The organism is Candidatus Culexarchaeum yellowstonense (assembly GCF_024707025.1).
Lineage (GTDB): Archaea > Thermoproteota > Methanomethylicia > Culexarchaeales > Culexarchaeaceae > Culexarchaeum.
In genome coordinates this window covers 1-11,878 of the sequence record NZ_JANGFQ010000044.1, presented here as the reverse complement: position 1 = coordinate 11,878, position 11,878 = coordinate 1, and the positions used below count along the sequence as shown (strand labels likewise).

Below are 11,878 nucleotides of genomic sequence, written 5' to 3'. Positions count from 1 at the left end.
AACAATCCTCTCAGTTTCCCTTGCAAGTTTAAGGGGGTCGAATGGCTTAAAATCTGGAGTTAAGAAACGCTGATAACCTTCCATACCTCAATTAAGAATCTGCAAAACTGATTATAAAAGTAATTGTTGATATATAAATAATATGTAAAGGTTTCAATAAGACCTTTAAACTCAAAACGATTACTGCCGAAGTAATATACACCAAATATGCTATTGCCAACGCAATTATAAGATATCCATGACTGTAACTCTTAAAAAAGGAAAAAAGAAAATTAAGTGTTATGTATTCTTAAGTTCTGAGAGAGCTCTGCTCAAGTCCTCTGGCGCGTGATTTACTCTTACGGGCATAGAGTGCTACTCCAGTACCTATTACGATTATGATTACAACGGCTGCTATCAATGCGGGAAATGGTAATCCAAGAGGTGTGGAAGGAATCCCCTGAATAACTAGCTTCCCTGACTCTACAAGCGGGTTTATTGGATTTCCACTGTCATCATCCATCCTTATTATGAGCAGTTCTATGGAGCTTTCACCTTGTTTAGTGTTCCCGAATACTATGGTAGCGAGTTCAATGTTAGTAGCTCCAGGTTTTATTTGATCTTCTAGATCAACGGCTTTCAATACTACGGAGCTTCCTTCAATGGAGCTATTATAGAGTTTCGCCCAGCTTGGGAATTCAACTTTAAGAATTGTCGCGATCTCTCTATTTCCTAAAGAAACCTTTATTATATAGCCAGCCAAGCCGTTGGGAGCTGAGTCGAGCTTCAATACGGCTTTAGCTTCCTCGCCTTGCTTTACCGTTGGAGATATTACTGATACTTTTACAGAATTTGCGGCAAAAGCTGTAGACATTAGGATGAGGCAAAATAATGATGAAATCGCTATTGTTGTTTTAAGCTTCATCTCATAGTTTCTTGAAAAGCTTGACAATATCATCGAAATCAAGCCTCCCATTACCATTAAAGTCGTAAAACTTAGCATATTCAGAGACAACAGACTCACCAAAATGTTTGAAGAATTTAACAACGTCGTCAAAGTCCAGTCTTCCATTACCGTTTATATCCTCAAACAAGCCATCATTATCTAAGTCCATTGGAGATGGAAGGTCTGGAGCTATTGGGGGAGGTCTGATGATAGGCACTACGATTATGAAGGCTGGTGGCGTCGTTGGTGATATTCCTACACCCTTATCATCATCCATTCGGAGCACGTTCACCTCTACGCGTACCACACCCCCAGCCTTCCCTTTCACGAGGATCTTTACAAGGAGGATGTCCTTATGTCCTGCCTGAACTTTGTCTTGAATATCAACTGCCCTGAGCCATACTTTATCGTCCTTAATGGAGCTATCAGATAAACCTGCCCACTCAGGAAGCTCTACTTTAATTATATCGATAACATCTTCGCCTGGAGTTGGCTTCAGCTTCTTTAAAGCCTCTTCGAAGGGACCTGGAACTGTAATTGGCGGTATGCTCAATTGCGGAATGAAGGTAACCTCTATCTCATAACCTGAGAGACCAGTAGGAGCAATAGATAGGGTTATTTCGGAAGTTCCATTTCCTCCAATGAACATGAATACGTTAGACGCCTTTACCACGACTTCAGAGGGTATTCCAGTTATTTTGATTAAGCCATCTTGAGATGCCGCTTCAATGAGCTTCCCAGCCTCATCGTTGAGCTTGAGATCTTTGATCTTTAGAGAAGTAGAGCTACCTGGCTTCCCCATAAGCTTAACTTCAACTACAACTATATCTCCAGAGCCACTCACCCCTGTTGCCGAGCTTGCCGCCACTTTCACCCAGCCCTCTTGGTTGTTGATGTTTCTAACGAAGATGAAATCCTTAATTAAATTCCCTTTATAAGCATCAACGATCTCAACTACTGAGGGATCGAAGGTAAGGGTGAACTGGAATCCCGCAATCTTCACTGCATTTGAAATTGTTATCAAAACTTTCAAAATATCGCCTTGCTTCCCCTCAGCAGACCCAACTTGGACTATGGTTACAGCCTCCTCCTTTTTATAAACTTCAATTAACCCATTCGTGACGGTGGGCGTTAACAGATTCCCCTTCTCATCATTTAGCTGAGCATTCTCAATACGTAGAACAGTTTTACCCTCCATAACCCCCTTAAACTCTATTATGGCTAAAGTTGCCTCATTCTTCCCAACAGCTTTCGGTTGTGCTACCGCAATATATACGAAGCCCTCCTCGTTCCTTATATTTGCAACTGGTGCTCCAAAATCCCCTGCCGAGACCTTTTGAACTTCCACTATCGATTTATCGAAAACCACCTTTACAGAACCGCCAGCCACCCCCTCAGCATTAGTTACTGATATCGCTACATTCACAGTAAGACCTATCTGAACCTTATAAGACCCTATAGATATCTGCTCACCTGCTGGAAATCCGAGGGTTGGAATTGTAAAAATGAGGGGGAGGAGTAGGCAAATGAAAATTAGTGCCATTAACCTATGCTTATACTTTTCCATATGCGTTTCGCTCATCATAATCCGACCACCTTCCTAAGTATTATTGTAGCATCACCAGTATCCAATGCGTTAGTTCCATTCATGTCTCCGATCAAGATATCTTCTGGTAATATGGGCTCTAACCCAACGACCTTCCTCAGCAGTATGGTCGCGTCTCCCGTATCCAGCTTGCCGTTCCTATTCATATCCCCTTTGAGAACAATGGTGAATGGAGCATTGCTTGTGTCACTTCCTTTATTGTTGGCTGCATCATACGCGTCGACTCTGATGAGGCAGTTAACAGATGTAATATTAGGAGTCCTCCAATCGTAAGAGCCTGTGTTCGGAATGCCTTGTGCTACTGGAATCCAGCTTTTGCCGCCATCAGTTGAGTAGAAGATGTCAACCTTAGTCACTCCAACATTATCTGAAGCTGTCCACTTAATTGCACGAGTAACATTAGATGGCCAAACCTCACCTCCATTTGGAGAAACAACCGTAACAGATGGTGGAATATTGTCAGAGGGCGCACCAATCGTGACTGAACCATCAATAGTAGTCGCCTTAATCGCATTCCCGTCGCTATCCGCCAAACTGACGTCGAGTAGGCTTAGAGTTGTTGAAGACCCTGAACTTCCGACAGCCTTTAATCTGACAATAACTATTGAACCTGAACCTGTAACGCCAGCAACCCCCAGTGGTTGGCTTACAAGTATTTTTACTTTCCCGGGAGAGATGATGTTGCTAGCTACTTCAGCATTCGGCATAAGTTTCCCTGCTTTAGCCTCCACGAATTCTAGCACGGATGGGTTGAAGGAGAGAGTGAATATGGCTGTATCAAGCTTTGAAACTTGTGATATAACTACTTCGACCTCATATATGCCGCCTGGAGCGACATTACCTTTACTTGGCTGGAAGCTGAGCGTAACCCCAGTCTCACCCTCAACCTTTATAGTGATCTCAGCAGTGGATTGTGAACCCATCGAATCCCTTACCGTACAGGTAACGACATAGTCTCCCGCTTTAGTGTAAGTGCGGGATGGATTCTGCTCCGTACTAGTCTCCCCATCACCAAAGTCCCATTTGTAGCTGTAGGGAGGAATACCTCCTGACGGGGATGCAGTAAACTGGACTGTTAGGGGGGCTTTGCCACTTGTTGGGTTTGCAGAAATTATGATTTTAATGGGGATCGATTTGATTTCAATAGAAGCCTCTCGAACGTTATTTGTTTCATTACTTTCCTGAACTTGATTCGTGGCATCAACAGTAACTCTGACTATGTACGTGCCAGGAGGCGTTCCCGAAGGTATCAAGAAGGTGATAGAACGGGTTACGGAGGCCTCGGCCCCCAATCCCTCATGAGGAATTGATTGCTCAATGAGGGGCTTCTTTTCTGGTATCCATAGTGGCGGGATTACTTCTACCTTATCGTAGTGGAAACCCGCATGAGCCTTCCCAATGTTGGCTTCTGTGAAACTTATCGTGATTGTTTCCCCAGGGGTTGCAGAAGGTGGGACATCTAGTCTGGACACCGTTAGGTCTGGAAGCGGAATTTCTTGTAAAACGATCACCCTTATTGCCCTCCCTGGCATCCTGTAAACAGCACCATCAGGGGCCTGTCCATTCTTAATAATGGATTCCCAATCGGATTGTTTCATATCCCACACATCATCACCATCCCCAAATTGAGGTGGATGATCATTCGAAGCCACCTCTTCCCCTGAATACATCCACCCTGTGAAAATACCAATGTAATATGTCCCGGGAGCCGTAGGCGCCGTTAAGCTGAACTCAAATCTCTGAGTTGATGTGCCTGTAGGTGCATCAGATGTTATCGTTACGAACCACCCCTTGCTCTGACCAGTTAGCTGTCTCCCCCAGCTCACCGTGCCTATGACGGGCGTTATCCAAGGCCCTCCACGCTTGTTATTAACGATAACTTCTAAAAAGCCACTTATTTTAGCTCCAGGCTGAATAGATATCTCAGGATTCTCAATCCCTAACGGTTGACCATTAACGACAGCTCTTGAGAAATCAACTTTGAGGTAGTACTCTTCCTGAACTATTACTCTTATGGCTCTTCCCGGCATTCTATAGACCGCACCTTCCGGAGCTTGCCCATTCTTGATAACAGACTCCCAATCGCTCATCCTCATATCCCAGACGTCGTCTCCATCTCCATAGTTTGGTGGGTGGTCGTTGCTGGCTACTTCGTCTGGGTTGTACATCCAGCCTGCGAAGAAGCCTATGTAGTATGTTCCTGGACTGCTTGGTGCTGTTACATCTATGTTTATTGTGAATTGTTGAGTAGTTCTTATATCGTTTGTGACGACTCTTACTTTTCCATTGGCGACAGTACCCCTTTCCCAGCTTGTTACCCATATGACTGGTGTTATCCAACTTCCAGGCTGGACATTCTCAACAGTAAACGTGACTGTCCCCGTTATCTTTGAGCTTGGAGCAACTCTTAACTCGGGGTTACTTGTGGAGATTGTTTGACCGTTGAGTGTTGCGGAGTTAAGTTTAACTCCCAGGTAGTAGTTTTGTTGGGTTACTGTGAATACTCTGACGTCGTCGTAGTATACTTTCTTCCCAGGCCATCCGCTTACCAATGATATTGCATTGATTCTATTCGTATCTGATCTGCTTGTTGGTATGTTTTGTCCTTTAAGTTCGCCGTTAATCCAAACGCTGTACTTGTTCGATTGCCTGTCGAGAACTACTTTGATCTTATACCAAGTCCTCGGACTCCATGAACCTAGAACAACTCCATTTTCAGCTTTAATCTTACCATCACTGTGATCAAAGAGCACTGCACCATAGTATGCACCCCATGTTGCAGCTTCCTTGCAGAAGAAAGCTGGATGATCTTGATATCCACTACTTCTCTCATCTATTAGTATGGATAGCTCGTAGCCTATTATTGGGGAGTCTGTTGTGAATTTCCTCTGAACTACTGCCGACCAGCCTGTAGTTCCCCAGAGCTGTAGAGACTTCGTTGGAGAGTAGGAGTAGGATGTTGATATAACTTGATAACTCTTACCCATACCATCCCAAACAATCTCCCATCCACCAGCCGATGGGAAGGTGCCTACAGCATAAGCCTCAAAATTATCCCTGAAAATATCAGTTTCCTGCGCTTGTACCGGTAGTACGGAGGTAAAATTGGTAAGGAGCAAGCCAATGAAGAGTATGGCTATGGAGGTGTAGAGTTTGAGGTTTACTCTATTTACTTTTGATTGTAGAGGCATTTATGGAGGCCTCAGAAAATATGTTTAAAAAAGTTAAAATTTAAAGATTTTGCTGTATGTTAACTTTTCAGTAAAACTTTCTTGAGCAGGACTAGATCTATTGCATCAACTTTTCCATCATCATTCATATCAGCAGCTTGTCTCATTAGAGTGTAATCGGTATCATCAATTTTTCCATCATGGTTGAAGTCGACTGGTGGCTTTATTCCCAAAATAATCTTCTTCATAAGAACCAAATCAACTGCATCTATTGCACCATTGTTATCTAAATCTCCCTTATTAAGTGAAGTTGAAGTTATTGTAAAGGTACCATCACTGATATCGCTCCCTTTGTTACCTGCACTATCATATGCCTCTATTCTTATCAAGCAATTCGTGGATGGTGTACTGGGGATTTTCCATTGATAGCTTCCAGTATTTGGAAGGTTTGTTGCTATTGTAATCCAGCTTTTACCTCCATCAGTTGAGTAGGATATGTCTACCTTATTTACGCCAACATTGTCTGAAGCAGTCCATGTAATCGTACGGGTTTCGCCTACATTCCAAGTTTCGCCTCCATTGGGTGAGATGACTTTGACTGACGGCGGAACAGTGTCAGTGGGTGAAGTAACTGTAAATGCTTTAACCCAACCGTACTGGTCTGTTCCTTCAAATACCGCTTTACCCATAATGTTGTAATAGTTCCCTTCCGATAAGACATAGAGGTAGTAGGTGCCGGGGTTCTTAGGGGTATACGTAAATAGGAAATTTTCTACACCACCATCATATGGGATTTTAATCGAGGGCGGAGCCATGGGGAAGTAAACTTCATAATCCCAAGGTTCAGCTTTGTCCCTATCCAAAATCAACTTAACCCTCGTTCCAATGTACTCGCATAAACGCTTTTGATTAGAAGGCTCAATATTCTTCACCTTAACGCTTATTTCAACAGATTCCCCAATGCTCACAATATCCTTGTTCACGTTCACATCAGTGATAACTTGAGTATGTCTATAGAAATCATATATTCCTGGAGATTTAACGGAAAGCTCCCCCCAATATTCTACGAACCCTAACCCCCCACTAGGCATCCTATCAACAAAAACAACATAATCCCCAGATGTAACGTCAAATTCCGCCGTCACATAACCCTCCCCACCTTTATATGAAACAATTCTCTCTAAGGACTTTGATAAATCAGAAGTGAAAACTAATACACGTATTGAACCACCATCTTTCGGTAGTGGGAGATTACCATAATTATGAATATTAACAATTAACTTTCCCACAGGCGGAAGTGTTACAGTAATTGTGCCTGAAATGTCTATACTCTTCGGCTCACCTTCTGTACAAGTAACCCTTATCAAATAGTTAAATGAGCCAGTTGTGCCTGCTGGAGGAGATGCGGTAACTGTAAACGTTTTCGAAGATCCTGCTGGAATATCGCCTAGGTTTGTTGGGCTTACCGTAATCCAATCTGGGCCAGAAACCTTAGTAACAGTTACACCCTTAACAGTTCCGATAAAAGCTGAGACTGTAAATATCTGGCTCTTAGACTTCCCAGCTTCAATTACGTCATCCCAAAGTATGGGATGAATTTCCATTAGTGATGGTTGTATTCCTGTATCAAGAATAATCATTTGGTGTGAGCTTAAAATATCGGACCCAATGGAAACAAGGAAAGTTAGCAAATCCATTGGACTAAACCAAGCACCACCTGTTAATTTCGCAACAATAAATTCGTATAATTTGTTTGTTGCGGTGTCAAGAATGTTTTCAGAAATTATTTCTGGTATTGATGAAAGCATAACAACGATCGAAGAAGTAACTGTAGGATTTTTTATCTTGAATACAACTGTTCCTTTCCATTCAAGCCATGCCACTTTTTGATCAGCTGTAAGCTTGAATACATACCATGTGCCGAGCTCTTCAGATGTCATATATGTTTTAACAAGTTCAATTTTACCAGCTATCGAATAACTTTCAATTAAAACGCTACTTGGAATAAATATGTAAAGGTATCGAGTTGGATTAAGTTTTGTTGGATAGAGAGGAGCGAGTACATAAGGAAAAGTATCGCTAAAGTCAATTAATAGCATATTTGAAACTTTAGGTTCAACTGAATAACGATAAACTTGAATAGGTAGGAAGCCCTTCACACTATATTGTCTACCTGACTTATCCTTGAAGTTAGAGAGAGAATGGCTGAGAGGCCCCATCCCTTCTATATACATCAGTGTAAGAGTCCGTTCTTCTGCTTGTGTTGAACCATCAATTGGTTTAGCAAATTTATCGTCAGAAATAAGATACGCTTTCCAAGAAAAGTAATATGTTCCGGCTTGTGCTATCCACTCGGCATGCACCGTACCAGTGGCGCCAGCCTTTGCGATTGAATTGCCAAAGAGTCTGTGCCATGTTGTAGCAGATATTATGTTACCGTCTGCATCTTTGACGTAAAACACTACTATAACGTCTTCAGTCAGATCATTTCTATAATCAAGCTTAAAGTATACTGCGTGTGGTGGTGGTTGTAGTGGAGGGAACCATACCTCAAAGCTGGCATGATCTGCTAGAAAACGACGTTCATGTACTGTAACTTTGCTCGGAGTAGTGCTTCCTATGTTGTTGTTTTCGTTTGATTCTTTAACTTCATTTGTGTAATCAATGAATACGGTTACGTAATATTCTCCTGGAGGGGCATCTTTGGGAATATAAACTTCATACTTGAATGTGCGTGATTCTCCAGCTTTAAGGGAGTGGCGTTCTCCAACACCCAAATTATAATTTGTTCCATACTCAGTTTTACCCAAGTATATTCCAGTATTGAATAAACTGGAATCGGCTGTCCCTTGATTCTTCTCAGTGAATTCAACTGTTATCTTTCCCCCAGCTTGCACCTCAGACTGATATACCTTCACGGAAGTTATCGTGAGGTCAGGTAGTATTACTTTAAACGTCGGGCCAGGTTTGTCTCCCCACCTATAGTCGTATATCTTATTCCAATCGTCCCAGTTTCTTAGGCTGGCATATATCTTGTATGTTCCCGAGGGGGCACCGGATGGTATGGTCCATTGGAATGAGTCTGATTTTTGTTGTCCAGGATCTAGCCAATATTCCTTATCTTGAATCGGGGAAGTTTTATGGGAATCATAAACGATTACACCATTTGGATCTTCTATATTAACGACCATGCGAAGGTGAAGCCTGACATTACCAGTATTCTTAATGGTGAATGGTATGCTAACGGTTTCGCTTATGGAATATTGAGTTTTGTCTGTGGTAATCGAAATAATTTGAGCGGCTTCGACTGGCATGGTGACTACCAATGTCACTTGAGTGTTTTTGCTTTTGCCTCCTCCAGTTCCAGTTATGGTTAGGGTGTAGGTGCCTGTTGGTGTGTTTGGGTTGGTGGTGATGGTGAGTGTGGATGTGAATGTGGGGTTGCCTGAGTTTGGATTGAAGTTTCCAGTAGACCCCGAGGGCAAACCTGAAACGCTGAGGCTGACTGGTTGTGTGCTTCCACTTGTGAGGGTGACTGTAATGGTGTAGGTGGTTGACTGTCCAGCTGTTATCGTTCTACTACTTGGAGAAGCGGAAACTGCGAAGTCGAATGCTTCAGCAGTTATCAAAGTCATAGAAGAGCTGCTAACTTCATATCCCATGTTTGTTACTTTATTCCCTTTTATTCTGAACCAAATACTATGAGAGCCAGGTCGAAGGAGATCTCGACCTACATCGAAGCTATACCAACCGATCTCAGTAACTTCTCCCAGCACCACTCCACTACCAAAGGGATTGCCCTCATCTAAGTCTAAGACCACTTGGAGTGGAGATTCACTGTAAGAATGCTTGGAACCCCATGGTGATGTGTAGGGAGACGGCCAAGCTATCCTATCATTTAAGAAAAACTTTACAACACCCTTTACCAGTTTCTCGTATTGGTTAGAGGTTATGGTAAAAGAGAATGCATGTCTATAATGTTTGCCTCCTGAGGCTATGAGCCATAACTGGTTTTCCATATTAGTGTTCTTATCCATCCATGCCTGGTATTCTACCTTTTCCCACCATTGGAATGGCCATATGCCCCTTTTATCTAGGTTAAAGACTTGAAGTTGAAGCTCATAAGTCTTACCTTGTTTCCCGCTAAGATCTCTATAATCAAAGAAAATAACATCATCGGAGGGAGAAGTATAATCAGTTGGTCCTTTAACTACAACTCCATCCTCCAAAAGTCGTACTCTAAATCCCTCATAATTATCTGAATCCCAATTCCCCCTCTTTCGGAACCGTGCTGCGACATCGTAAATTACGCTTATGCCTGAGGCATCGGCCCATTCAATCATGGTTGGTGGAAGATTGAAGGAGCTTCGCTCTATGGTAATCCACTCGCCATTATGTTCTCCCGTTATCTCCTTCCATCCACCAAGTTCTGGGTTGATATTATGGTAAATGAACCAACACACTTTACCAACGTAACTTTTACTTGCTATGATTTCTTCACTTGAAGAGGACGCTTCAACAACATTTGTAAAGTAACTTGGATTAAAGCTACTTAACAATGAAGTAAGCATTAGTGGCTTATCCTCTATACCAGCTAATGTTACCCCTATAAGTTGAAAGTGACTAAAAAGCATAGAGGTTGAGAGGAGGATTAGGAGGAAGGCGAGGAGCTTGTTTGATTTGGTGTAGGTTTGAAGCCGACTTTCTCTATATTGCTTTTGCAATGTTTTTCCACCTAAGCTTCTACTAATAAATATATTAAAAGGAAATGTTAATAAAGCTTTCTTTTATCAATAAGAAATTTATTATTGTTAACTGAGGGTGAAACGCCTATTTAAGAGGGTTGAGGTTATAATTGAAGAAACGTAGTGCCATTGTAAAGGAATTATGATAGGAGAGGAGCTTGTTAAGGTGTTTGTATAATATTGGGTGTTATAAAACTAGATGTGATGGTGTTGGCTGGATCTAACCTCCAATGATTTCGCATACTTTTATTGGCATTGTGAATTTTCGCCACAAAATTTAACATCATCAACTAAAAATATGTACAACTTTTTCAATTTCTTCTCTTCTATTGTTGCTTCTCTAACTTTTAGACTTGCACTATCACAAACATCCACAAAATCGCCTATAGCAAAGCTTGGAGCGGAAGCTGAAATTTTTAAAAGTTGAACTAGCTATTAACAATACTATTAGAAAAACATAGATTAAAAACAGGAATAGAATGAGTTATACGTGGAATGTATGGGTGCAGTCCTGGCACACGGTCAAATACTTCGGCGGTTGACCCAGGTTAACTATAACGCCCAGAAGAGCAGTGGAGAAGCTGAAGTAAGGGTTTATAGGAAGCCGAAAAAGATGTATTTAGAGAAGAGTAATTGATGTAAGCTTACTTCATAAACAATGTATGGAGGAATCGCTTTAGACAGATTACCCTTAAGCAATTTCTATTATTTACGAAAGTTGTATGTTTATTTTAATCTTCCATCAAAGTTTCTTAATAATGTACTCAGAATGTAGAATTCGCATCCTCCCTCTCACAAGTCTTTAAATTGGGTTTAAATAATATTTAAAAAGGACGTCTCACTTTTATTATTATTGAATTAATGGTTGAGTATGTCTAAATTACTCAAATTTATTTATGGAAGAAGAGTTATAGCTGCAGCATTACTTAGCATTGTTATCGTCTTGTTGGCGTTATAAGGATTGAGGGTTACATAGAGGAGCCTAGCGTTTTAAAGCATTATGTTGATGTTGTAAATCAAGCTATTTTCAATGATAGCATAAAGGCTGTTGTTGTGGTTATTGATTCTGGTGGAGGCTACGCAGATTATATTGAGAACATCTATCTTGACCTTATGATGCTTAAGGGAAGGAAACCTCTCGTCGCATCAATAATTTCAGCCCTTTCAGGAGGCTACTATATTGCCGTCGCCGCCAACTACATATTTGCACATCCAACATCCATGGTGGGAAACATAGGGGTAAAAGCCTCCATGCCACCAATACTAATACCCTCAGAAATCTACATAGAAACTGGTGCATATAAGTGGACTGGCTTCTCAACACTACTCTTCCCATTCAATTTAAGCAGAGCACTGGACAACTTCATCTCAGCCATTGAGAAGAATAGAGGCGATAAATTGAAGGTTCCACGAGACCATCTCAAGAAAGCAC

Annotated in this window: 6 protein-coding genes; 2 read left to right on the top strand and 4 right to left on the bottom strand. The window is 41.7% G+C overall.

Translation table 11 applies throughout. The annotated features are described in order from the left end of the window. Nucleotides 1-289: 289 nt before the first annotated feature. Genes MRT15_RS06505 through MRT15_RS06490 form a run of 4 tightly spaced genes read right to left on the bottom strand, consistent with a single transcriptional unit; the run spans nt 290 to nt 10,425 of the window. Nucleotides 290-946 (bottom strand): hypothetical protein, encoded by a 657-nt coding sequence (locus MRT15_RS06505; RefSeq protein WP_304329040.1) that lies wholly within the window; start codon nt 944-946, stop codon nt 290-292. Beyond that, nucleotides 906-2,510, bottom strand: a complete 1,605-nt coding sequence (locus MRT15_RS06500) for a cohesin domain-containing protein (RefSeq protein WP_304329039.1) — start codon at nt 2,508-2,510, stop codon at nt 906-908. The genes MRT15_RS06505 and MRT15_RS06500 overlap by 41 nt, the downstream gene beginning before the upstream one ends. Then, the gene (locus MRT15_RS06495) at nt 2,507-5,722 is read right to left on the bottom strand and encodes a PKD domain-containing protein (protein ID WP_304329037.1); all 3,216 of its coding nucleotides are present in this window, start codon (nt 5,720-5,722) and stop codon (nt 2,507-2,509) included. Before MRT15_RS06495 ends, MRT15_RS06500 begins: the two co-directional genes overlap by 4 nt. Before the next feature lie 59 nt (nt 5,723-5,781). Further along, nucleotides 5,782-10,425 carry a CARDB domain-containing protein gene (locus MRT15_RS06490; RefSeq protein WP_304329035.1) on the bottom strand — a complete coding sequence of 1,548 codons (4,644 nt, stop codon included), beginning with the start codon at nt 10,423-10,425 and terminating at the stop codon, nt 5,782-5,784. Between the two features lie 520 nt (nt 10,426-10,945). Between MRT15_RS06490 and MRT15_RS06485 the strand changes: the two genes are divergently transcribed. Together MRT15_RS06485 and MRT15_RS06480 are read left to right on the top strand one after the other, a co-directional pair. Continuing rightward, nucleotides 10,946-11,083 carry a hypothetical protein gene (locus MRT15_RS06485; RefSeq protein WP_304329034.1) on the top strand — a complete coding sequence of 46 codons (138 nt, stop codon included), beginning with the start codon at nt 10,946-10,948 and terminating at the stop codon, nt 11,081-11,083. Between the two features lie 416 nt (nt 11,084-11,499). Continuing rightward, on the top strand, nt 11,500-11,878 hold a 379-nt coding region (locus MRT15_RS06480; protein ID WP_304329032.1), incomplete at its 3' end, for a S49 family peptidase.